This is a genomic window from Jannaschia formosa (assembly GCF_003340555.1).
GTDB lineage: Bacteria > Pseudomonadota > Alphaproteobacteria > Rhodobacterales > Rhodobacteraceae > Jannaschia > Jannaschia formosa.
This window is the reverse complement of sequence record NZ_QPLJ01000015.1, coordinates 44,954-66,593: the sequence shown is the minus strand read 5'-3', so window position 1 is coordinate 66,593 and position 21,640 is coordinate 44,954. Positions and strand designations below refer to the sequence as shown.

The 21,640-nt window shown below is 70.0% G+C and carries 19 protein-coding genes; 12 read left to right on the top strand and 7 right to left on the bottom strand.

Annotated elements, in window-relative coordinates:
- Window positions 1-238: 238 nt before the first annotated feature.
- Complete coding sequence (locus DR046_RS15250; protein WP_115383261.1) at window positions 239-778, bottom strand: CBS domain-containing protein; 540 nt, start codon at window positions 776-778, stop codon at window positions 239-241.
- A 70-nt stretch (window positions 779-848) separates the two neighbouring features.
- Window positions 849-1,487, bottom strand: coding sequence for an SGNH/GDSL hydrolase family protein (locus DR046_RS15245; RefSeq protein ID WP_115383260.1), 639 nt, complete (start codon window positions 1,485-1,487; stop codon window positions 849-851).
- A gap of 101 nt (window positions 1,488-1,588) precedes the next feature.
- Between DR046_RS15245 and glyA the strand changes: the two genes are divergently transcribed.
- On the top strand, window positions 1,589-2,881 hold the full coding sequence (glyA, locus tag DR046_RS15240; protein ID WP_115383259.1) for a serine hydroxymethyltransferase: 1,293 nt from the start codon (window positions 1,589-1,591) through the stop codon (window positions 2,879-2,881).
- A gap of 12 nt (window positions 2,882-2,893) precedes the next feature.
- Here glyA and glpD read toward each other — a convergent pair whose 3' ends face one another.
- Entirely contained in the window at window positions 2,894-4,462 is a 1,569-nt protein-coding gene (gene glpD / locus DR046_RS15235; RefSeq protein ID WP_115383258.1) for a glycerol-3-phosphate dehydrogenase, read from the bottom strand.
- A 447-nt stretch (window positions 4,463-4,909) separates the two neighbouring features.
- Here glpD and DR046_RS15230 point away from each other — a divergent pair, with 447 nt between their 5' ends.
- From DR046_RS15230 to DR046_RS15215, 4 genes are all read left to right on the top strand, one after another.
- Window positions 4,910-5,368: a (2Fe-2S)-binding protein gene (locus DR046_RS15230; protein ID WP_115383257.1), complete on the top strand. Its 459-nt coding sequence runs from the start codon at window positions 4,910-4,912 to the stop codon at window positions 5,366-5,368.
- The gene (locus tag DR046_RS15225; RefSeq protein WP_115383256.1) at window positions 5,368-7,581 is read left to right on the top strand and encodes a xanthine dehydrogenase family protein molybdopterin-binding subunit; all 2,214 of its coding nucleotides are present in this window, start codon (window positions 5,368-5,370) and stop codon (window positions 7,579-7,581) included. Before DR046_RS15230 ends, DR046_RS15225 begins: the two co-directional genes overlap by 1 nt.
- Window positions 7,578-8,210, top strand: coding sequence for a phosphoglycolate phosphatase (gph, locus tag DR046_RS15220; protein WP_115383255.1), 633 nt, complete (start codon window positions 7,578-7,580; stop codon window positions 8,208-8,210). The genes DR046_RS15225 and gph overlap by 4 nt, the downstream gene beginning before the upstream one ends.
- A 140-nt stretch (window positions 8,211-8,350) precedes the next feature.
- Window positions 8,351-8,782 carry an NUDIX hydrolase gene (locus tag DR046_RS15215; protein WP_245190959.1) on the top strand — a complete coding sequence of 144 codons (432 nt, stop codon included), beginning with the start codon at window positions 8,351-8,353 and terminating at the stop codon, window positions 8,780-8,782.
- An 88-nt stretch (window positions 8,783-8,870) separates the two neighbouring features.
- Here DR046_RS15215 and DR046_RS23690 read toward each other — a convergent pair whose 3' ends face one another.
- Window positions 8,871-9,011, bottom strand: a complete 141-nt coding sequence (locus DR046_RS23690) for a hypothetical protein (protein ID WP_167767132.1) — start codon at window positions 9,009-9,011, stop codon at window positions 8,871-8,873.
- A gap of 239 nt (window positions 9,012-9,250) precedes the next feature.
- Window positions 9,251-10,075 carry a protein-disulfide reductase DsbD domain-containing protein gene (locus DR046_RS15210; protein ID WP_115383254.1) on the bottom strand — a complete coding sequence of 275 codons (825 nt, stop codon included), beginning with the start codon at window positions 10,073-10,075 and terminating at the stop codon, window positions 9,251-9,253.
- Window positions 10,076-10,252: 177 nt separating this feature from the next.
- Between DR046_RS15210 and DR046_RS15205 the strand changes: the two genes are divergently transcribed.
- Window positions 10,253-10,807: a YqgE/AlgH family protein gene (locus DR046_RS15205; RefSeq protein ID WP_167767131.1), complete on the top strand. Its 555-nt coding sequence runs from the start codon at window positions 10,253-10,255 to the stop codon at window positions 10,805-10,807.
- A gap of 6 nt (window positions 10,808-10,813) precedes the next feature.
- On the opposite strand, the gene DR046_RS15200 is transcribed toward DR046_RS15205, so the two are convergent.
- A complete protein-coding gene (locus DR046_RS15200) occupies window positions 10,814-11,776 on the bottom strand; it encodes an L-threonylcarbamoyladenylate synthase (RefSeq protein WP_115383252.1) in 963 nt (320 codons plus the stop codon).
- Window positions 11,777-11,845: 69 nt separating this feature from the next.
- Here DR046_RS15200 and DR046_RS15195 point away from each other — a divergent pair, with 69 nt between their 5' ends.
- On the top strand, window positions 11,846-13,516 hold the full coding sequence (locus DR046_RS15195) for an acyl-CoA dehydrogenase (RefSeq protein ID WP_115383251.1): 1,671 nt from the start codon (window positions 11,846-11,848) through the stop codon (window positions 13,514-13,516).
- 90 nt (window positions 13,517-13,606) lie between these two features.
- Window positions 13,607-14,659, top strand: coding sequence for an MBL fold metallo-hydrolase (locus tag DR046_RS15190; RefSeq protein WP_115383250.1), 1,053 nt, complete (start codon window positions 13,607-13,609; stop codon window positions 14,657-14,659).
- Window positions 14,660-14,704: 45 nt separating this feature from the next.
- Here DR046_RS15190 and DR046_RS15185 read toward each other — a convergent pair whose 3' ends face one another.
- Complete coding sequence (locus tag DR046_RS15185; RefSeq protein WP_245190958.1) at window positions 14,705-16,132, bottom strand: Glu/Leu/Phe/Val family dehydrogenase; 1,428 nt, start codon at window positions 16,130-16,132, stop codon at window positions 14,705-14,707.
- 234 nt (window positions 16,133-16,366) lie between these two features.
- Here DR046_RS15185 and DR046_RS15180 point away from each other — a divergent pair, with 234 nt between their 5' ends.
- From DR046_RS15180 to DR046_RS15165, 4 genes are all read left to right on the top strand, one after another.
- Window positions 16,367-18,304: a Tad domain-containing protein gene (locus tag DR046_RS15180; RefSeq protein WP_115383249.1), complete on the top strand. Its 1,938-nt coding sequence runs from the start codon at window positions 16,367-16,369 to the stop codon at window positions 18,302-18,304.
- A gap of 65 nt (window positions 18,305-18,369) precedes the next feature.
- Window positions 18,370-18,915 (top strand): TadE/TadG family type IV pilus assembly protein, encoded by a 546-nt coding sequence (locus tag DR046_RS15175; RefSeq protein ID WP_167767130.1) that lies wholly within the window; start codon window positions 18,370-18,372, stop codon window positions 18,913-18,915.
- A 166-nt stretch (window positions 18,916-19,081) separates the two neighbouring features.
- The gene (locus tag DR046_RS15170; RefSeq protein WP_135227309.1) at window positions 19,082-20,245 is read left to right on the top strand and encodes a hypothetical protein; all 1,164 of its coding nucleotides are present in this window, start codon (window positions 19,082-19,084) and stop codon (window positions 20,243-20,245) included.
- Window positions 20,246-20,382: 137 nt separating this feature from the next.
- Entirely contained in the window at window positions 20,383-21,633 is a 1,251-nt protein-coding gene (locus DR046_RS15165; protein WP_115383246.1) for a sarcosine oxidase subunit beta family protein, read from the top strand.
- Window positions 21,634-21,640 lie beyond the last annotated feature (7 nt).

Below are 21,640 nucleotides of genomic sequence, written 5' to 3'. Positions count from 1 at the left end.
GGCGACGTAGGTAGGGGATTCGCCTCGGGCCGGATACGCGCTATCATTTCGGTATCACTCACAAGGCTCGCCGCGCTCCTCCCCCCATCCGGCAGAGAAGGATACGGGGAGCGCGGCTGGTGGTGATCTCGCCGGCCCCGTTCGCAAGGGGGGCGGCAAACGCACGCCCCGAAGCCCGCTTTTCATCCGTGGCCCCAAGGGGCGCGGCAGGACCGCGCCGAAGCGGTGGCGCCAGTCTTCAGAACGCGAGCGCGAGCACGACGATCATCGCCAGCGAATAAACCAGGATCGCGCCGCCGATCAGCAGGTAGTGGAAGTTGCCCGCCGCCTGCGCCTTCAGCATCGTCCCCATCTGCCCCATCAGGTCCGGCCAGGTGTAGCTGACGAAATCGCCCTGCGTGAACACCGTCTTGACCCGCCCGTCCTTGTCGACGACCGGCAGGCGCCGGAACCGCTCGTTCGACATGATCCGCAGCCAGTCGAGCATCTGGTCGGTCTCGCGCGCGAGGCGCGGGTTCTCGGTCATGACTTCGCTCAGCTTCGTCGTGGTCGGGTCGAGCCCGCGGCCCACGACCTTGTTCATCACGTCCCGCTCCGTCACGACGCCGATGACCTTGTCGTCGGGATCGGTGACGATGACGCAGCCATAGTTCTTGTCCGACATTGCCGCCACGGCCTCCGATACGGTCGCGTCCGGACCGCGGGTCAGCGGCCTGGGCTTGCTGCGATACTCGGGTCGGTCCATCAGACGGCCACCAGGCCGGATGTCGTCGCTCATTGTCGCGCTCCTTCGGCTGAGACCGTTCCACCTAGCGGTCGCGGTCGCGTGGTCAAAGCGGCGCCCCGGGTCAGCGCGGCAGCCTGTCCCGCACCGCTTCGGCCATGGCGAGCCCCAGCGCCCGCTGCGCCTCGGCGGTCAGGTGGACGCCGTCGACAGGATCGACGGTGCAGACCCGGCCCGCATCGAAGAAGCCGCAGCCGAGCCGCGCGGCCTCGTCGCGAAGGGCGGGCGCGATGGCGCGGGACCGGACCGGGCCGCCCTGGAACATCTCGGCCAGCACGCCCGCCTCCTCCAGCGGCACGGGCGCGACCAGCAGGACGTCCGGCGCCGCCCCGCCCGGCCCGGCGGTGGAGCCCTGGACCGTCAGCGCCAGCCGCCCGATCGCCGCGGCGATGTCCCAGCCGCGCAGGCCGAACCGCGCCTTGCAGTCGTTCGTGCCCAGCATGACGATGACGAGGTCCAGCGGACGGTGACTTTCCAGAAGCGCGGGCAGCGCGGCGAGCCCGTTCTTGTGGGCCCCGTCGATCGGATCGTCGTGGACGGTGGTGCGGCCGGGATGGCCCTCGGTCACGACGTCGGCGTCCAGGGCGCGCGCCATGACCGAGGGCCAGCGCGCCTCGGGCGGATGACGGTCGAGCTGCCCCAGGCGGCTCAGCGCGACGGTGCCGTGGCTGTTGCTGTCTCCGAAGACGAGGATCGTTGGCATCGGGTCTCCTTCGCGGCGACGCTAGCCCTGCCGGCCCGGCGAGTCACGCGCGACGGCGCCTCGCCATTGACCCCACCCCGGCCGCGGCGCCAGATGCGGTCATGACCGATCTCGCCCCCCGCCCCTGGCTCTCGCCCGCCGCCGCCGCCCGGATCGACGCCCTGCCCCTGCCCGCTGACCCGGCGGCGCGGATCGAGGCGCTGGCCGCCGCGGCGCGCGCGACCCACGACGTCCACGCCTTCAACCTCAACCCCGCGACCAACGTGATGAACCCGCGTGCCGAGGCGCTGCTGGCCTCCGGCATCGGCTCGCGCCCCTCGCTGGGCCATCCGGGCGAGAAATACGAGATGGGCCTCTCCGAGATAGAGGAGATCGAGGTCATCGCCAGCCGCCTCGCCTGCGCGGTCTTCGGCGCGACATTCGCCGAGCTGCGGGTGCCCTCGGGCGCGACGGCCAACCTCTTCGCCTTCATGGCCTGTGCCCGCCCCGGCGACGCGATCCTTGCGCCGCCCGCCACCATCGGCGGCCACGTGACCCACCACGCCCCGGGCTGCGCCGGGCTCTACGGGCTGGAGATCCATGCCGCGCCGGTAAACGCGGCGCGCTACACCGTCGATCTCGACGCTCTGGAAACGCTTGCCCGGAAGGTCCGCCCGAGGATCATCACGCTGGGCGCTTCGCTCAACCTGCTGCCGCATCCGGTGGCAGAGGTGCGCGCCATCGCCGACGCGGTGGGCGCGGTGGTGATGTTCGACGCGGCGCATCTCTGCGGGATGATCGCGGGCGGCGCCTGGCCGAACCCGCTCGCAAAGGGCGCGCATCTGATGACGATGTCGACCTACAAGTCGCTGGGCGGCCCGGCGGGCGGCATGATCGTGACGAACGATCCCGCCATCGCCGAGCGGCTGGACGCCATCGCCTTCCCCGGCATGACGGCCAATTTCGACGTCGCCAAGACGGCGGCGCTGGGCGTCACGCTGGAGGACTGGCGCCGCGACGGCGCCGCCTATGCGCGGGCCATGGCCGATCTGGCCGCCGCGCTGGCACGGGCGGCCCAGGCCGAGGGGCTGGACGTCTTCGAGACCGAGCGCGGCGCCACGACCAGCCACCAGTTCGCCCTGCACGCCCCCGGCGGAGGGCAGGCGATGGCGCGGCGGCTGGAGGCAGGCGGCTTCCTGACGAGCGGGATCGGCCTGCCTGTCGCGGAGGTCGCGGGCGACATGAACGGCCTGCGCCTCGGCAGCCCGGAGCTGGCGCGGAGGGGCGTCGGGCCGGAAGATGCGGCGCTGCTCATGGCGCTGTTCGCCCGCGCGCTGCGCGAGGACCCGGCGCGCGTCGCACCGGAAGTTGCGCGGATGCGCGCCCGCTTCACCGGGACGCGCTACGCGGCCTGACTGCCGGCGCCCCTACTCCGCCGCCTGCGCGTCGGCCCGGCGCTCCGCCATCCAGGCGTCGAGCGCGGCGACCTGCTCTTTGGACAGACGCAGGCCCAGCTTGGTGCGGCGCCAGAGTACGTCCTCGGCCTTGCGCGCCCATTCGCGGTCCATCTGCCACGCCACCTCCCGACCCGTCAGGGTGGCCCCGAAATCCGGGCCGAGGTCCGAGGCCGAGCTGGCATCCCCCAGCATCACCTTGGCCTGCGTGCCATAGGCGCGGATCAGGCGCTGGGCCCAGCGGTCGGTGAGGAAGGGATAGGCCTCCTTCAGCGCGGCGATCTGCGCGGCCACGCCCGAGACCGGGAAGTCCCCGCCGGGCAGCGGCGCGTCGTGGGTCCAGGGCCCGGAGGTCGTGGGCAGGTGCTGCGCGATCTTCTCCATCGCGCCGTTGGCCAGCTTGCGGTAGGTCGTGATCTTGCCGCCGAAGACGTTCAGCACCGGGGCGCCCGAAGCCTCGACCTTCAGCACGTAGTCCCGCGTCGCCGCCGTCGCCGACTTGGCCCCGTCATCATAGAGCGGGCGCACGCCGGAATAGGTCCAGACCACGTCCTCCTCGGTCAGGTCCTGCTTGAAATAGCCGTTGGCGAAGTCGATGAGGTACCGCTTCTCCTCGGGGGTGCAGACAGGCTTCTGATGCGGATCCTCATGCTCCGCATCGGTGGTGCCGATCAGGGTGTAGTCGTATTCGTAGGGGATCGCGAAGATGATCCGCCCGTCGGCGCCCTGGAAGAAATAGCACTTGTCGTGATCGAAGAGCCGCCTCGTCACGATGTGCGAGCCGCGGACCAGCCGCACGCCCTCCTTCGCGTTCGACCGGACGACGCCCTGGATCACGTCGCCGACCCAAGGGCCGGCCGCGTTCACGATCATCTTCGCGCGGACCTTGCCGGTACGCTCCCCGTCGAGCGTCACGACCCATTCGTCGCCCTCGCGCTCGGCGCTGACGACGCGGGTGCGGACATGGATGTCGGCGCCGCGATCGGCCGCGTCGCGGGCGTTCAGCGCGACGAGGCGGCTGTCCTCGACCCAGGCGTCGGAATATTCGAAGGCCTTTACGAAGCGATCCTCCAGCGGCGCGCCCTCGGGCGTGCCCCTGAGCGAGATGGTCTTCGTGCCGGGCAGGTATTTCGACTTGGCGAGCGAGTCGTACATCATCAGGCCGGTGCGGATCAGCCAGTCGGGCCGCTTGCCCTTGAGCCAGGGCATCACGGTGCCCAGCAGCTTCGAGGTCGGCGTGCCCCCTTCGAAGCGCATGTCCTTCGACAGCGGCAGGACGAAGCGCATCGGCCAGGAAATATGCGGCATGTTCTTCAGCAGCACGTCGCGTTCGCGCAGCGACTCGCGGACCAGCCGGACCTCCCAGTATTCGAGGTATCGCAGGCCCCCGTGGAACAGCTTGGTCGAGGCCGATGAGGTCGCACCGGCAAGGTCGCCCATCTCGGCAAGCCCGACCCTGAGCCCCCGTCCTGTGGCGTCGCGGGCGATTCCGCAGCCGTTTATGCCACCACCGATGACGAAGAGATCGTAGGTATCCTGCAAGGCCGCCTCCCGAAACGAGCGCAATCGAACATCTACGCTTTCGTTCCTGCGCGTTCAAGGAAAAGCCTCCTCCGAGGAAGCCAAGCGTCCTGCACCTCGGCCGAGCCGTCCGCCCTGCTGCCGCTATCCGTCAGGAAGAAGCGGGCGGCCAAGGGGTCGGGGGCTAACCCTCGCGCAGGCTGTCCCGGGCCGCTTGGCATGAACCGGCAAGGGCGGAGAGGTCGGACCGGACGCTCGGTGGAGCGGGCGTCGTCGCCCATGTCGCGCTGCGAAAAGGCGCGACGCTCGGTCGCGGTGTCCCGGGTCACTCGACGAAGACGTGCCCGTGGAACAGCTGCGCCGCCCGCGATTCCATCAGCGCGGCGCGACCGGCGCCTCCCCCTGAACCGGACGGTTTACCTTGGTCGGGAGCGGACCTATCCTCCGCCGATCGAAATGAGGGCGCCCATGCGGATCACCGTCAACGGAACCGACCACGAGGTCGACGTCGAGGAGGACATGCCGCTGCTCTGGCTGCTGCGCGACGAGCTGGGCATCCACGGGTCGAAATACGGCTGCGGGATCGGGGCATGCGGCGCCTGCACCGTGCATCTGGACGGCCTCGCCGTGCGCGCCTGCCAGGTCTGGTCCGGCGATGCCGCCGGGGCGGAGGTGACGACGATCGAGGGTCTGGGCACCGAAGCGGCGCCGCATCCCGTCCAGCAGGCCTGGATCGACCTTCAGGTTGCGCAATGCGGCTATTGCCAGCCGGGCCAGGTGATGCAGGCCGCCGCGCTTCTGGCCGAGGTGCCGGACCCGACCGACCGGCAGATCGAGGATGCGATGGGCGGCAATCTCTGCCGCTGCGCCACCTATCCCCGCATCCGCGCCGCCATCCGCCGCGCCGCCGGATCGGAGGGCGCGTGATGGGAACCGCCGGAAAGATCGCCCGCCGGACCTTCCTGATCGGCACCGCCGCCATCGGGGCGGGCGTCGCCTTCGGGATCTACGCCTACCGCCGCGACCCGGGAAACCCGCTGACCGCCGGGCTGGCCCCGGGGGAGGCCGCGCTGACGCCTTATGTCCTGCTCGACGCCGAAGGGGTCACGCTGATCACGCCGCGCATCGACCTCGGCCAGGGCGCGGCCTCGATCCAGGCGCATCTGCTGGCCGAGGAGCTGGACGTGGACCCGGCCAAGGTGCGGCTGGCGTCCGGCCCCGCCTCTCCGGTCTATCACAACGGCAGCGTCGCGGCCGAGGGGATGCCGCTGGCGGCCTGGGACGAAGGGCTGATCGCCCGGGGCGGGCGCGCGGCGTCGGAGGTGCTGGGCAAGTTCGGCGGGCTGCACGTCACCGGCGGCTCGACCACGGTAGCGGATGCCTACGACCGGCTGCGCGCCGCCGGGGCCTCGGCCCGCGAGACGCTGAAGGCGGCCGCCGCGACCCGGCTCGGCATCGCGCGCGAGGACCTGCGCACCGAGGACGGGCGCGTCGTCTGGGCCGACGGATCCGCCCCTTATGCCGAACTGATTCCGCTTCTCGCCGATGTGGAGGTGGTGCAGGACGTGCCGCTGCGCGACCCGTCGGCCTGGCGCTGGCTGGGCCAGCCACATCGCCGCGTCGATGTGGCGGCCAAGTCGGTCGGCACCTATCGCTTCGGCGGGGACCTGGTCCTGCCTGACATGCTCCATGCCACGGTCGTCACGAACCCCCTGAGGGGCGGCGGCGTGGTCTCGATGCACGCCTCCGAGGCGGAGGCGATGCGCGGGGTCGAGGCGGTGCTGCCCATCACTGACGGCGCCGCCGTGCTGGCCGACAACGACTGGCGCGCCTTCAGGGCGGCGCGGGCGATCCGGTTCGAATCGGGCGGCGAAGGCCCGACCAGCGATGCGCTGTGGAAGGCGCACGAGGCCGCGCTCGACGGCGACCGCGACAGCGCCTTCACCGACGAGGGCGATGTCGACGCCGCGCCCGGCACGCGGATCGAGGCGACTTACCGCGTGCCGTTCCTGCATCATGCCCCGCTGGAGCCCGCCAACGCCACCGTCCGTTACACCCCCGAGGCGACCGAGGTCTGGACCGCCACCCAGGCCCCGATCTTCGTCGCGCGATCCGTCGCCCGCATCACCGGGCAGGAGGCGGAGCAGGTCACGGTCAACGTGCTGCCCGCCGGCGGCAGCTTCGGCCACCGGCTGGAGGACGAATGGGTCCGGCAGGCCGCCGAGATCGCGGTGCAGGTGCCCGGCCGCCCGGTCCGCCTGACGCTGAGCCGCGAGCAGGACATGACCCACGGCTTCTATCGCCCGATGGCGGTGGCGCGCGGACGCGGCACGGTCGAGAACGGGCGGGTCCGGGCGCTGGACCTCGCCGTCGCGGCGCAGTCGGTCGCCGAAAGCCAGATGGGCCGCGTCGGCTTTCCCGCCTTCGGGCCGGACGTGGCGCTGGTCGCGGGGGCCTGGGACGCGCCCTATGCCTTGCCAGACCGGCGCATCACCGGCCACCGCGTGGCCGCGACCGTGCCCGTCAGCTCCTGGCGGTCGGTCGGCGCGTCGCATAACGGCTTCTTCCTCGAAAGCTTCCTCGACGAGCTGATCGCCGAAGCGGGCGCCGACCCGGTCGAGGAACGCCTGCGCCTGATCTCGCACGAACCGTCGCGCCGGGTGCTGGAGACGGTGGCCGAGATGGCCTCCTGGAACGGGCCCGAGGGGAAGCGGGGCGTGGCCTTCGTCTACAGCTTCGGCGTGCCCGTGGCCCAGATCATGGAGGTGCGCCAGACGGAGGCGGGCATCGTCATGGACAAGCTCTGGATCGCGGCCGAGGTCGGGCGGGTGCTCGACCCGGTCAACATCGAGGCGCAGCTGTCGGGCGGCGCGCTGTTCGGGATCGGGCATGCCCTGTCATCGGAGATCACCTTCGACGGCCGCGGGCCGGAGCAGACGAATTTCGACAGCTACGAAAGCCTGCGGTTGTGGCAGACGCCGGAGATCGAGGTTCGCGCGCTGGGATCGGGCGGGCCGATCCGGGGCGCCGGAGAGCCGGGCCTGCCGCCCGCCGCCCCGGCGCTGGCCAATGCCGTCTTCGCCGCGACCGGCACGCGGCTGCGCCGGATGCCCTTCGCCGCTGATATGCGCTTCGCGTGAGGCCGCGGGCTGTCGTCTTCGACCTCGACGGGACGCTGGTCGACAGCGCCCCGTCGCTGCATCGGGCCTGCGTCGCGACATTGACGGCGCTGGGCCACCGCCCCCCGACCCTGGAGGAGGTGACGGGCTTCATCGGCGACGGCGTCGCGATGCTGGTCGCGCGCTGCCTCGCCGCAGCGGGGGCGCCCCCGTCCGAGGAGGCGGTGCATGTCTTTCGCGCGATCTACGACGCCGACCCGCTGACCGGCGTCGCGCTGATGCCCGGCGCGCGCGAGGCGCTGGCGGCGCTGGATGGGCGGGGGATCGCGCTGGGGCTCTGCACCAACAAGCCGATGGCGCCGACGCGGACGCTGCTTGCCGGACTGACGCTCGGCCCCTTCGCTTGCGTGGTCGCGGGCGACAGCCTGCCCGCGCGCAAGCCCGATCCCGCGCCGCTGCTGCACGCGCTGGACCTGCTGGGGACGGCGCCTGCGGACGCGCTCTATGTCGGCGACAGCCGGGTCGATGCCCAGACGGCGCGGGCGGCGGGCGTGCCCTATCTGCATGTCGAGGGCGGCTATCTGTCCGCGGACCTGCCGGAAGGCACCCGGCGCTGCGGAAGCCTGCACGAGATCATTGAAATCATGTGAACTTCTTCAAGCATCGTTGATTTCTTCGCCTTACGGTGACATATTCCTCCACTAATACTCGGATAACGAGACCCGGCCGGACCGGGGCCATTTGTTTTGGGGTTTTGTGGATGCCAGAGGCGCGACAGCAGATCGCAGCGATGCCGCTGCGATGGAAGGGCAACGAGGTTCAGGTCCTGATGGTGACCAGCCGGGACACCGGCCGCTGGGTCGTGCCGAAGGGCTGGACGATGAAGGACCTGAAGCCCTGGGCCGCCGCCGCGACCGAAGCGCTGGAGGAGGCCGGGGTGACCGGCCATGTCGCCAAGGAAGTCTTCGGCACCTACAGCTACGACAAGCGCCTCGATGACGGGAGCACCGTCCCCTGCCGCGTCCGGGTCTACCCGATGATCGTGACCGACACCCGGTCCCGCTGGAAGGAGAAGTCCGAGCGCAAGCGCGCCTGGTTCGCCGTCGCCAAGGCCGCGAAGCTGGTGGACGAGCCGGAACTTGCGGATCTGCTGCTCAGTCTGGCGAAGAAGCCGAAGAAGGTCCCCGTTGTGGGGCCGATCCTGAAGCGCGCCGCGTCCTGAGGAAGCGCGTCCTGCGGAGCGGCCGGGCCAGAAGCGTCCGGCACGAAAGGCGCCGGCGCATTGGCTATGAAATCGAAACCTGGGAGGCCTAGCGGTGGCGATCCCGGGGGTCGTTCCGGACCGGGATCGGAATAGCGTCCGGCTGCGGCGCGAGCGCGCCAAGCACCTCGGACAGCTTGTCCTTCAGGATGTCCGCCAACCGGTCGAGGGGTCCGCGCGTTTTAGCCATTGCCGTCTCCTTCGTGGATCAAGTTGGACCGCCCCCGTGGCGGTTTCAAGGCTCGGTACGGCTTTGGCAGTATTTTGCCGCATGGGGCATCAGGAGTGCTGCCCGCGACCTGCCGTGCCCAGGCGTTGAGCTGCCCGAACCTGGTTGTATTACAGCCGAAACGCGCGGACGACGCGGGTGGTTCCGGCGACGGGGAAGGCCCCGCCCGTGGCGTGATTCGGGGACGGACCGGGACCGCCTCAGGGCGCGCATCCGGCAAGCTCGACCGCGCCATGCGCGCCGATCACGGTGATGCGGATCCGTGACCGGTCGAGCGTCACGGGATTGCCGCCCCCCGCCATCAGCTCGGAGGAGCCGGTGATCCGCTCGCCCTGGCGCGAGACCACCGAGTCGGTCACCCAGAGCGCCGGATCGGCCGGCTCGAAGACCACGGTCTCGGTCCCGCCGAGGCTGGGCAGGTCCACCGCCCCGGTCAGGGCGATCCCGTCCGGCGTCGGCCGGGTCGTGCAGTCCGCCTGCAGCGGCAAGCGTCGCGGGCGGTCGGCCAGCGCGGCAATCAGCGCCTCGTCCTCGGCGCCGCCGGGGGGCAGCGCGACCTCAACCTCGACCTGCACCGGAAGGCAGACCGCGGCGCAGACGCCGAGGTCGAGGCGGCCGCCGAGCCGGGCCGCGCCCTCGCCGGTCGCGACGATCAGCGGAAGGATGAAATCGTCGTCGTATCCGATGGACAGATCCCCGTCCTGCCAGAACAGCCCCGGCGTCGGCCAGGCCGGGGTGACGGCCTCCACGTTCTCCGAAGTACCCCAGTCCATCCGTGGCGCGATCCCGGCGGAGCCAGCGCTGCGCCAGTAGGTCTTCCAGCCCGGCTCCAGCGAGATGCGCAGCCCGGCCACGTGCCGGCCCGGTTCCGCGCGCCATCCCGCCACCGGCGCCACCGAGATGACCTGCGAGACGTCGTCCCAGGACTGCGCCTCGCCCGCGCCGGCCGAGGCGCAGAGCAGACCGGAAGCGAGCGCGATGGCCAGCGGCGCAGCACGGAGGGCGTCATGTTGGCGTGGGATCATCGGCCCCTGTTATCCCGGCCCGGCACCGGGGCCCAATCACCTCTGCGGCACCGCTCGTGAGGCGCGCGGCGCGGCCGAACCTCGCGGCCGTGCAAAGGCGCCCGCGCGCGCCCGGTCATTGCTTGTAAATCTGCTTGGACATAAGCAGGTGTCATGATCAGGATACAAAGCTCCGATATGTCCCTGACCGGACGCCTCCTCGTCGCGATGCCGACGGTGACGGAGCGTGCCTTCCGGAAATCTGTGCTTCTGGTTTGCGCCCATTCCCGTGCCGGCGCAATGGGCCTTCTGATCAACCGGCCCGCCACCAACATGACCCTGCGCCGCCTGCTGCGCGAAAGCGGGCTGCGGCCGCCGCAGGTCGCGATCGGGGTGCCGATCCACGCCGGCGGCCCGGCCGATATCGAGCGCAGCTTCACGCTGCACTCGAGCGACTACGATCTGCGGTCCCAGACGATCCGGGTCACCGAGGATGTCTGGCTGACCCCGCACCGCGCCGTGCTTCAGGACCTCGGCCACGGGCGCGGCCCGGATCGGTCCTTCATCGCGATGGGCTATTGCGGATGGGGCGCGGGCCAGATCGAGGAGGAGATCCGGGAGGGGTCCTGGCTCACGACCGAGGCGCCGTCGGACACCGTCTTCGACCTGCCCGCCGCCGACCGCTGGCTCGCCTGCATGCATTACATGGGGATCGCGCCGTCCGGCCTCTCGTTCGCCTCGGGCCACGCCTGAGCGGGCTCAGCCGTTGCGCGGCGCCGCGGCGCGGGTCAGCCGGTCCACGATCGCGCGGCCCAGCCCCACTTCCGGAATCGGCGCGACGTCCAGCCGCGCGCGGCCTCTTTCCCGCGCAAGCGCATCGGCCCGGTGCAGCGTGTCGAACAGCGCCGCGGCGGCCTCGCGCAGGTCGCCGCTTGCTGACAGGGTCAGGTCCCCGGCGACCGGGCCGAACCCGATCAGCAGCGCGTCCGGCGCCCGTTCCGTCACGTTCAGCCGCACCGGCAGGCCCGGCGCGTAATGCGACGAAAGCTGCCCCGGCGCCTGCACCCGGCCGGGGGTCAGGTCGCGCGGCAGGGGCCGGCCCAGCACCGCCTCGATCTCCTCGGCCGGCAGCCCGCCTTCGCGCAGCAGCGCGAGGGGCCTCGTGCGCAGGATCGCCGACTCGACCCCCACCGCGCAGGCGCCGCCCTCGACCGCGCCGCCGAGGGCATCCCCGAGGCCTGACGTCACATGGTCGAGCCGCGTCGGGCTGAGCCGCCCGGAGCGGTTGGCCGAAGGCGCGGCGACCGGGCCGCCGACCGCCGCCAGCAGCGCCCGCGCGACCGGATGGGCGGGCACCCGCAGCCCGACGGTGTCGAGCCCTGCCGTCGCCAGCGGCGACAGCCCATGCCCCTCGCGCAGCGGCAGAACGAGCGTCAGCGGTCCGGGCCAGAAGCGACCCGCCAAAGCGCGCGCCTCCGCGTCGAAGACGGCGAGCGCCTCCGCGGCGGCGAGGTCCGCGACATGCACGATCAGCGGGTTGAAGCTGGGCCGCCCCTTTGCCTCGAAAACCTTCGCGACCGCCTGCCCGTCGGTGGCGAGCGCGCCGAGGCCGTAGACCGTCTCGGTCGGGAAGGCGACGATCTCGCCTGCGCGCAGTCGGGCCGCCGCCTCCGCGATGGCTGCGGCCTTGTCGCCGTGACGTCGTGTTCCTGTTGAACCCATGGGCCCCCGCCCCCTAACTTGCGCTCACGTCACCATCTACGCCCTCGGTTTGTCGATTGGGAGGTCCCCATGCCGTATCGCGCCCCCGTCTCCGAAATCCGCTTCGTGCTCGACCATGTCGTCGGCTTCGGCCGCGTGGCCGCGACCGGGACCTTCGCCGAGGCCACGCCCGAGACGGTCGAGGCCATCCTGACCGAGGCCGGCAAGATGGCCGAGGAGGTGCTGGCCCCGCTCAACCGCCAGGGCGACCTGCATCCCGCGCGGCTCGAGAACGGGGTCGTGCGCACCTCGCCCGGCTTCGCCGAGGGCTTCGCCGCCATTGCCCGAGGCGGCTGGCTCGGCATGTCCGCCGACCCGGAGCATGGCGGCATGGGCCTGCCGACCACGCTGACGATGGCCGTGAACGAGATGATCGGCTCGGCCTGCCTTGCGCTGCAGCTGAACCCGCTGATGACCCAGGGCCAGATCGAGGCGCTTGAAGCCCATGCCTCGGACGAGTTGAAGGCGCTCTATCTGCCGAAGCTGATCTCGGGAGAGTGGACCGGCACGATGAACCTCACCGAGCCGCAGGCCGGGTCGGACGTGGGCGCGCTGCGCACCCGGGCCGAGCCCAACGGCGACGGGACCTACGCCATCACCGGGCAGAAGATCTACATCTCCTGGGGCGACAACGACTTCACCGAGAATGTCTGCCACCTCGTGCTGGCCCGCCTGCCCGAGGCGGCGGAGGGAACGAAGGGCATCTCTCTCTTCATGGTGCCGAAGAAGCTGCCGGACGAGACCGGGAAGGCGGGCGTGGCCAATTCGCTGAAGGTCGTGTCGCTGGAGCACAAGCTGGGCCTGCACGGCTCGCCCACGGCGGTCATGCAATACGACGGCGCGACCGGCTGGCTGGTCGGCGAGCCGCACAAGGGCATGGCCGCGATGTTCACGATGATGAACAATGCCCGGCTCGGAGTCGGGGTGCAGGGGCTGAGCATCGCCGAGGCGGCGATGCAGCACGCGATCGGCTACGCGCTGGACCGCAAGCAGGGCCGCACGGCGCATGAGGGCGGGACGATCCTGCACCATGCCGACGTGCGCCGCATGGTCCTGTCGATGAAGGCCCATACCTTCGCCGCCCGCGCGCTTGCGATGGACACGGCGGTGTCGCTCGACATGGCCAAGGCCACCGGCGAGGCCGGGTGGAAGGCGCGCGCCGCGCTGCTGACGCCCATCGCCAAGGCCTACGGCACCGATACCGGCATCGAGATCGCCAGCCAGGGCATCCAGGTGCATGGCGGCATGGGCTTCGTCGAGGAGACGGGCGCCGCGCAATACGCCCGCGACGTGCGGGTGACGGCGATCTACGAGGGGACGAACGGCATCCAGGCGATGGACCTCGTCGGCCGCAAGATGATGGATGGCGGCGCCGCGGCCTTCGCGCTCATGGACGAGATGGCGGGAACGGGCCACGAGCGTCTGGAGACGGCATTGGCCGAGTTGCGCGCCCTGACCGAGTGGCTGCTCGAACAGGACATGCAGGACCGCTTCGCCGGCGCGGTCCCCTATCTCGCCGCCTTCGCGCGCGTGCTGGGCGCGTCCTATCACCTGCGGGCGGCGGTCGCCGATCCGGCGCGCAAGCCGATGGCGGACGTAGCCGTCTCGATGCTGCTGCCCGAGGCCACCGCCGAGATGGCGAAGGCGCGCGCGGGCGCCGCGGCGCTCTATGCGGTCAGCGACGACGTGGTTGCCGCCTGAGGATCGAACCGCCATAGGCGGTCCGATCCGCCGGGGGCTCTGCCCCCGGACCCCCGGAGTATTTCCGGCCACAGGAAGGAGGGACCGCCCATGAAGGACATCGAACTACCCGACGGTTATGCGGGCCTCGACTTTCCGTGGGACGCCCCGCCCGCCGAGGGCGAGGCCATCGAGGTCGCGGAGGGCGTGCTCTGGGCCCGGCTGCCGCTGCCGATGGCGCTCGACCACGTCAACGTCTACTTCCTGCGCGAGCCCGATGGCTGGGCCATGGTCGACACCGGCTTCGACACGAAGCGCACGCGGGCGATCGTGGAGCGGCTGCGGGCCGGCCCTCTGGGCGGAGAGCCGATCACCCGCGTCTTCGCCACCCATCATCATCCGGACCATATCGGCCTGGCCGGCTGGCTGCAGGCCGAGGGGGCGGAGCTTCTGACCACGCGGACCGCCTGGCTGATGGCGCGGATGCTGGTGCTGGACGAGCAGCCGGTGCCCACGCCCGAAGCGCTGGCCTTCTGCCGCCGCTGGGGGATGGATCCGGACGTGCTGACCAAGCGCGCGACGGAACGGCCGTTCAACTTCGCGGATATCGTGGCGCCGCTGCCGGTCGGGTTCACGCGTGTGGCCGAAGGCGAGACGGTCGAGCTGGGCCAGCGCCGCTGGCGCGTGGCGCGCGGCGACGGGCATGCGGCGGAGCATGCGGTGCTCTTCGAGGAGGGCGGCGATCTGGTGCTGGGGGGCGACCAGCTTCTCCCCGGCATCTCGCCCAATCTCGGGCTCTACCCGACCGAGGCCAATGCCGACCCGGTCGGCGACTGGCTCGGCGCCTGCGCCCGGCTCGCGCCGCTGGCCCGCGAGGACCAGCTGGTGCTGCCCGGCCACAAGACCCCCTATCGCGGGCTGCCGGTGCGGCTGGGGTCGCTCGCGCAGAACCATGTCGCGGCGCTCAACCGGCTGGAGGCGCATCTGGCGGCGCCGCGCACCGGGGGGGAGTGCTTCGCGCCGCTGTTCAAGCGGCGGGTGACCGACGACATGTACGGCCTCGCCTTCTTCGAGGCCATCGCCCATCTGCAGCATCTGCACCTGACGGGACGTGCGACGCGCGAGACGCGCGCGGACGGCGTCTGGGTCTTCCGCGCGGCCTGAGCGCCGGCGCCGGACCTCGGCCGGTCCGGCGCCCTTCAGCGTGCGTCAGAGCCCCTTGGCGGTATAGCTTGCCGCGATCCGGCTGATCGCGACGATGAAGCCCGCCGTGCGCAGGTCCGGCACGTCGTCGCGCTGGCGCCAGACCTCGCGCATGGCGCCGTAGGCGGCGCGCATGGTGTCGTCGAGGCCGGAGCGGACGAGCTCCAGCTCGCCGGCGCCGCGCAGATAGTTGCGCTTGAAGTCGTCCGACAGCGTCCAGGGCACGTCGCGCGCCTTCGACAGCCGCTCCAGTTCATCGACCAGAAGCTGGTGGCGCGCCTCCTCGGCGCGGCGCTGCATCCGGCCGAAGCGGATATGGCTGAGGTTCTTGACCCATTCGAAATAGCTGACGGTGACGCCGCCCGCGTTGGCGTAGAGGTCCGGAATGATGATGCAGCCCCTCTTCTGAAGGATCTCATTGGCCGCGGAAGTGATCGGCCCGTTGGCCGCCTCGATGATGAGCGGCGCCTTGATCCGGGCCGCGTTGCCTTCGTGGATGACGCTTTCCAGCGCGGCCGGGATGAGGATGTCGCACTCGGCTTCCAGAAGGGCCGCGCCGTTCTCGTCGAAGGTGGCGCCGGGGAAGCCCTTCACGCCGCCATGCTCGCGCATGTGCATGTGAACCTCGTCGACGGCGAGTCCCGCGTCCGACCAGATCGCGCCGTCGCGCTCGATGATGCCGCAGATCTTCGCGCCGTCCTCGCGTTCGAGGAAGGAGGCGGCGTGGAAGCCGACGTTGCCGAGGCCCTGCACCACGACGCGCTTGCCTTCGAGCGTGCCCGACAGCCCCGCCTCGGCGATGTCCTCGGGGTGGCGGAAGAACTCGCGCAGGGCGTATTGGACGCCGCGGCCCGTGGCCTCTATGCGGCCGGCGATGCCGCCCGCGTTGAGCGGTTTGCCCGTGACGCAGGCGCGGCCATTGATGTCGGTCGTGTTCATCCGCTGGTACTGGTCCTGGATCCACGCCATCTCGCGCTCGCCGGTGCCCATGTCCGGGGCGGGGACGTTCTGGGCCGGGTTGATCATGTCGCGCTTGATCAGCTCGTAGGCGAAGCGCCGGGTGATCCGCTCCAGCTCGTCGGCTTCCCATTTCGTGGGATCGATCCGCAACCCGCCCTTGGAGCCACCGAAGGGCGTCTCCACCAGGGCGCATTTGTAGGTCATCAGCGACGCGAGCGCCTCGACCTCGTCCTGATCGACAGCCATGGCGTAGCGGATCCCGCCCTTGACCGGCTCCATGTGTTCGGAATGAACCGAGCGGTAGCCGGTGAAGGTGTGGATCTCGCCGCGCAGGCGGACGCCGAAGCGCACGGTGTAGGTGGCGTTGCAGACCCGGATCTTCTCGGCGAGGCCGGGGCCGAGATCCATCAAGGCCACGGCCTTGTCGTACATCGCGTTGACGGACGCACTGAAGCCGCCATGTTTGCCCTGCATATCGCTCTCCTCCGTGTGCCGCCGCCGAGGTCCGGCGCGGTCCTGAGCAGTTTGTCGCAAATTTGCGCAACGATTCCACCCCCCGGGGCTCTTCGTTTACGACATGTTGGTCGCCGCCATTGTTTGGACAAAGAGGCGCCCGGACGGCTCCGCATTGGTGAGGGATACCGGGCGTTGCGGCTCCGTTGAGTCGCGTCCACGTCAACCATCTGTCAGGTGACCGCCGTGCTCCGTATGTTGCTCCGCTCGACCCGTATTCCCGCCCCCGCGCTGCGATCGCCGCGCGACTACATGCGAGACGAGGACGGAGCATTGACCGTCGTCGGGCTGATCTTCTTCGCGGTCATGGTGCTCGCTGGCGGGGTTGCCTGGGACATGATGCGCTCGGAGCGCGACCGCGCCGAGCTGCAATACGCGACGGACCGCGCGACGCTGGCCGCCGCCTCGCTCAGCCAGACGCGCGACCCCAAGCAGGTCGTCGAGGACTACCTCGAGGCGGCCGGCATTCGGCACGACTCGGTCCGCATCCAGACGTTCAAGGACGACGTCAGCTCGCGCGTGACGGTCCATGGCCGGTCGGAGACGCCGAGCATGTTCATGAACATGGTGGGCCAGGACGAGATGCGCGCCCCGGTCTGGAGCCAGGCCCGGGAGGAGAAGTGGGACCTCGAGGTCTCGGTCGTGCTCGACATCTCGGGCTCGATGAACAGCGCCGGCAGGCACCCCGCCATGCAGGAGGCCGCCGTCGAATTCACGCAGAAGATCCTGCAGCGCGCCGAGGACGAGGGCGCGCTCTCGACCATCTCGATCGTGCCCTATCGCGACACCGTGAACCTGGGCTCGAAGATGGGTCCCTGGTTCAACCTGTCGATGGAGCACACGCGGTCGTTCTGCGCCAGCTTCCCAAACCCGTCGATCGCCTACAAGCAGACCGGGATCGACGCGGGCACCGTCCTGACGCGGGTGATGCATTTCGACCGCTTCGAATACAACAGGAACTTCGACGGCGACATCCGGCGGCCCACCTGCCCGACCGACGACTTCGCCGCGATCCTGCCCTGGTCGAGCGATATCGACGAGATCGAGACCCACATCAACGACCTGCAGGCCGCGGCCGGCACCGCGATCAACCTCGGCGTCAAGTGGGGCCTCGCCCTTCTCGACCCGAGCCTTCGGGTCCATGCCGACCGGCTGATCGCGAACGGAGACCTGTCCGAGGATTTCGAGGGCCTGCCCTTCGACTACGGCCAGTCGCAGAAGCGCAAGATCCTCGTCGTGATGACGGACGGCCAGAACGACGAGCAGCGCGACATCTACCCCGACCGCCGGAACGGGCCGTCCGGGGTGTTCGTCTACCGCCCCGATCTTGAGGTGCCGGTGCAGGCGGCGCAGCCCATCGAGATCCCGAAGCTGCCCGAGGTGTCCTGCCTCGAGACCGGGTTCATCAACACCCAGACGCTCGATTGCGTCACGGAGGCAGCGCTTGAGCTTCCGAGCTACGGGCTCGACAATATCGACGGCACGCTCAGCCGGTGGTCGCCGTCCTGGTTCGCGACGCGTGGCGCCGCGCAGGACTGGGCCGCGAATGGCGGCCGGTATACCGGCTATCCCTGGTGGGAGGATGCCGATCGCCGCAACTGGACCGACTTCGAAGGCACCGGCACCCATCCCGTGACCGGGGAGACCGTCGCCACCCAGTACTCGGTCTGGTCCGAGGAGCGGGGCATGTTCTGGGTCAAGCGCGTGCGCAACAACCGCAACCAGTCCAGCGGCGGGGAATGGCGCAACGAACCCGCGGGCGGCTCGCAGGCCATCGAGCTGAGCTTCGCCGAGTTCTACTCGGCCGTTCCGGTCACGTTCAACAACTTCTGGCGGGGTCAGGGCAGATATCCCGGGATCGACGACGCCACGCGCGACTTCTACCAGCGCTATGTCGGCGAGAACTCGATGACGGACGAACTGAACGTCTACCTGAGCGATGCCTGCAAGGCCGCAAGGAACGCGGGCATCATCGTCTTCACGATCGCCTTCCAGGCGCCCGACAAGGGCCGTCGGGCGATGCAGGACTGCGCCGGCGACCCGAAGCGCTACTTCAACGTCGTCGACCTCGATATCGACCGGGCGTTCGACGACATCTTCGCGTCGATCAACCTTCTCCGGCTGACCCAATGATCCGGCCGGTCCTTTCCTCGGCCCGACGGGCGGCCATCGCGCTCCGCGACCGGACAGAGCGGGCCATGGCGCGCGCCGACGCTGCCGCCGCGCTTCCGCCCGACACGCGGGAAGACGGCGCGGCCACGGTCGAGTTCGTCCTCCTGCTTCCCGTCTTCCTGCTGCTGTTCATCTCGACGATGGAATCGTCGATCATGCTCTACCGCCAGGTGATGCTGGAGCGCGCGGTCGACATCGCCAGCCGGCAGGTCCGGCTGGACACCAGGTCCGACATCGGCAGCGACGATCTCAAGGAGATGATCTGCGAGGAGGCCCGCATCCTCGGCGACTGCGAGAGGAACCTCGTGGTCGAGCTGCAACTGGTCAACACCGTGACCTACGCGATGCCGGACTTCGCGCAGCCCTGCTTCAACCGCGCGACCTCGACCCTCACGGCGACCCCGATCTACGTCGCGAGCGATCGCGCCTCCCAGATCATGACGCTGCGGGCGTGCTACTCCGCCGATCCGCTGCTGCCGACGACAGGGCTCGGCGCGCAGCTCGTCGCCGACGGCGACGCCGAGGGCATCCGCATCATCGCCGCAACCGCCTTCCGCGTCGAGCCGCCATAGGCGCGTGCCGGTCCAGCAATCCAGCGGGGCAGGCAACTCCAACACGATGGAAAAAAACGACATGATCTCTTTTTCGTATCCAGTCTCTCTCTTTAAACGCCCTCTGACCTCCATCGACCGCTTCCTCAGACGCGAGGACGGCGCGATCGCGATCGAGGCCGCGATCATGCTTCCCCTGCTCGGGATCGCCTATGTCGCCGGCTTCGCCTACTTCGACAACTTCCGGCGCGAAGCCCTGCTGACCAAGGCGACCTACACGGTGGCCGACATCCTCTCGCGCGAGACGGGCATCGTCACCGCGCACGAGTTCGAGGGCATGCAGGAGCTGTTCGAATACCTGACCTTCTCCGAGGGCCAGACCCGTCTGCGCTTCACCCAGCTGGAGCGTGTCGACGGAGAGCTCGTGATCAGCTCCACCGTCCCCGGCGTCGTGGACACCTACGGCACCGACGGCACCCTCGCCATGACGGCCGCGCAACTCGAGACGATCCGCCATCGCATCCCGCGCATGGAGGACGGGCAGGTCATCGTCCTGACCGAAAGCTTCACGACCCATCGGCCGATCGCCGGCATCGGGCTCGTGTCCCGCGAATATCACCGCATCGCGCCGACCCGGAACCGCGTGGTCCCGCGCCTGCAGTTCGACCCGACCCCGCCGGCCGCGGCGCCGGAGCCCCTGCCCTTCGACCCGACCGACCTTCCCGCGCCGACGATCACGCCGTTCGACACGATCGCCCTGCTGAACGCGCCCGACCCGTCCACGGTCCCGGACTATGTCGAGCCGATCAACTACGGCGGCAGCGACGACGACGACGACGACAACGACAACGACAACGACAACGGCAACGGCAACGGCAACCAGGGCGGCGGCCAGAACAACGGCTGGGGCAATGGCGACCAGACCGCGCCGGGCAACTCCGGCCCCAACAACGATGCCGAGAACTCCGACACGGTGCATCCGATCCATGGCCCCGGCAGCGGTTCGGAGCCCGGCTCGACTGGCAACGGCTACGGCAACGGCAACCAGGGCGGCGGCCAGAACAATGGCTGGGGCAATGGCGACCAGACCGCGCCGGGCAACTCCGGCCCCAACAACAATGCCGAGAACTCCGACACGGTGCATCCGATCCATGGCCCCGGCAGCGGTTCGGAGCCCGGATCGACTGGCAACGGAAACGGCAACGGGAACGGGAACGGGAACCAAGGCGGCGGCCAGAACAATGGCTGGGGCAATGGCGACCAGACCGCGCCGGGCAACTCGCTGCCGAACAACCAGGCCGAGAACTCCGACAATACGCACCAGATTCACGGTCCCGGTAACCCGAACTGATCCTCCGCTCCCTCTCGGGGCCGAACGCCAACCCGACGGGGCGGTCGTCTCTCGACCGCCCCGTGTCGCGTTGGGGGGTTCCCGTGCTCTCGCCGCGCCGATAGCGTGACCCCGCGAAGAGGCGAGGCGCGAGAGGGATGCGGTTCAACATACTGGAAATCGTCAGGCAGGGCCTGTCCGGCAATTCCGGCTGGGGCCCGCATTGGCGCTCGCCCGACCCGAAGCCCGAATACGACGTCGTCATCGTCGGCGGCGGCGGCCACGGGCTCGCCACCGCCTTCTACCTCGCCAAGGAGCACGGGATCACCAATGTCGCCTTGCTGGAGAAGGGATATCTCGGTGGAGGCAATGTCGGCCGGAACACGACCATCGTGCGCGCCAACTACATGCTGCCCGGCAATTCGGAATTCTACTCCCATTCCCTGAAGCTCTGGGAGGGGATGGAGCAGGAGTTGAACTACAACGCGATGATGTCGCAGCGCGGCATCTACAACCTGTTCCATTCGGACGGGCAGCGCGATGCCTATGCGCGGCGGGGCAACCAGATGATCAGCCAGGGCGACGACGCGGAGCTTCTGGACCGCGCCGCCGTCCGCAGGCGCCTGCCCTTCCTCGACCACGACAACGCGCGCTTTCCCGTGATCGGCGCGCTCTACCACGGGCGCGGCGGCACCGCACGGCACGACGCGGTCGCCTGGGGCTATGCCCGCGGCGCCGACCGACGCGGCGTGGACCTGATCCAGAACTGCGAAGTCATCGGCATCGACATCGAGGGCGGCCGCGTCCGCGGCGTGCAGACGACGCGCGGGGCGATCCGGGCGAAGAAGGTGGCGCTGGTGACGGCCGGGCGCTCGTCGCAGACAGCGGCGATGGCCGGGCTGCGCCTGCCGATCGAGAGCCATGTGCTGCAGGCCTTCGTCTCCGAGGGGCTGAAGCCGCTGATCGACTGCGTCGTCACCTTCGGCATGGGGCACTTCTACATCAGCCAGTCCGACAAGGGAGGGCTGGTCTTCGGGGGCGATCTCGACTTCTATGCCAGCTACGCCGCCCGGGGGAACCTGCCAATGGCCGAGCACGTGATGGAGGCGGGCATGGCCCTGATGCCGATGATCGGGCAGGCCCGCGTCCTGCGCAGCTGGGGCGGGATCATGGACATGACGCCCGACGGCTCGCCCATCATCGACAAGACGGATATCCGCGGGCTCTATCTCGATTGCGGCTGGTGCTACGGAGGCTTCAAGGCCGTGCCCGGCTCGGGCTTCAGCCTGGCCCACCTGGTCGCCACCGACCGCCACCATGCGCCCGCCGCGCGCTTCCGGCTCGACCGCTTCGCCCGGGGCGCGGTGATCGACGAGGAAGCGACCGGCAGCCAGCACAACCTGCACTGAGATCGAG

What these genes read in the sequence shown, in the direction of transcription:
- DR046_RS15250 (WP_115383261.1), bottom strand. Translation starts at nt 778, where the DNA reads ATGAGCGACGACATCCGGCCTGGTGGCCGTCTGATGGACCGACCCGAG.
- DR046_RS15245 (WP_115383260.1), bottom strand. Translation starts at nt 1,487, where the DNA reads ATGCCAACGATCCTCGTCTTCGGAGACAGCAACAGCCACGGCACCGTC.
- glyA (WP_115383259.1), top strand. Translation starts at nt 1,589, where the DNA reads ATGACCGATCTCGCCCCCCGCCCCTGGCTCTCGCCCGCCGCCGCCGCC.
- DR046_RS15230 (WP_115383257.1), top strand. Translation starts at nt 4,910, where the DNA reads ATGCGGATCACCGTCAACGGAACCGACCACGAGGTCGACGTCGAGGAG.
- DR046_RS15225 (WP_115383256.1), top strand. Translation starts at nt 5,368, where the DNA reads ATGGGAACCGCCGGAAAGATCGCCCGCCGGACCTTCCTGATCGGCACC.
- DR046_RS15215 (WP_245190959.1), top strand. Translation starts at nt 8,351, where the DNA reads ATGCCGCTGCGATGGAAGGGCAACGAGGTTCAGGTCCTGATGGTGACC.
- DR046_RS23690 (WP_167767132.1), bottom strand. Translation starts at nt 9,011, where the DNA reads ATGGCTAAAACGCGCGGACCCCTCGACCGGTTGGCGGACATCCTGAAG.
- DR046_RS15210 (WP_115383254.1), bottom strand. Translation starts at nt 10,075, where the DNA reads ATGATCCCACGCCAACATGACGCCCTCCGTGCTGCGCCGCTGGCCATC.
- DR046_RS15205 (WP_167767131.1), top strand. Translation starts at nt 10,253, where the DNA reads ATGTCCCTGACCGGACGCCTCCTCGTCGCGATGCCGACGGTGACGGAG.
- DR046_RS15200 (WP_115383252.1), bottom strand. Translation starts at nt 11,776, where the DNA reads ATGGGTTCAACAGGAACACGACGTCACGGCGACAAGGCCGCAGCCATC.
- DR046_RS15195 (WP_115383251.1), top strand. Translation starts at nt 11,846, where the DNA reads ATGCCGTATCGCGCCCCCGTCTCCGAAATCCGCTTCGTGCTCGACCAT.
- DR046_RS15190 (WP_115383250.1), top strand. Translation starts at nt 13,607, where the DNA reads ATGAAGGACATCGAACTACCCGACGGTTATGCGGGCCTCGACTTTCCG.
- DR046_RS15185 (WP_245190958.1), bottom strand. Translation starts at nt 16,132, where the DNA reads ATGCAGGGCAAACATGGCGGCTTCAGTGCGTCCGTCAACGCGATGTAC.
- DR046_RS15180 (WP_115383249.1), top strand. Translation starts at nt 16,367, where the DNA reads ATGTTGCTCCGCTCGACCCGTATTCCCGCCCCCGCGCTGCGATCGCCG.
- DR046_RS15175 (WP_167767130.1), top strand. Translation starts at nt 18,370, where the DNA reads ATGGCGCGCGCCGACGCTGCCGCCGCGCTTCCGCCCGACACGCGGGAA.
- DR046_RS15170 (WP_135227309.1), top strand. Translation starts at nt 19,082, where the DNA reads ATGCTTCCCCTGCTCGGGATCGCCTATGTCGCCGGCTTCGCCTACTTC.
- DR046_RS15165 (WP_115383246.1), top strand. Translation starts at nt 20,383, where the DNA reads ATGCGGTTCAACATACTGGAAATCGTCAGGCAGGGCCTGTCCGGCAAT.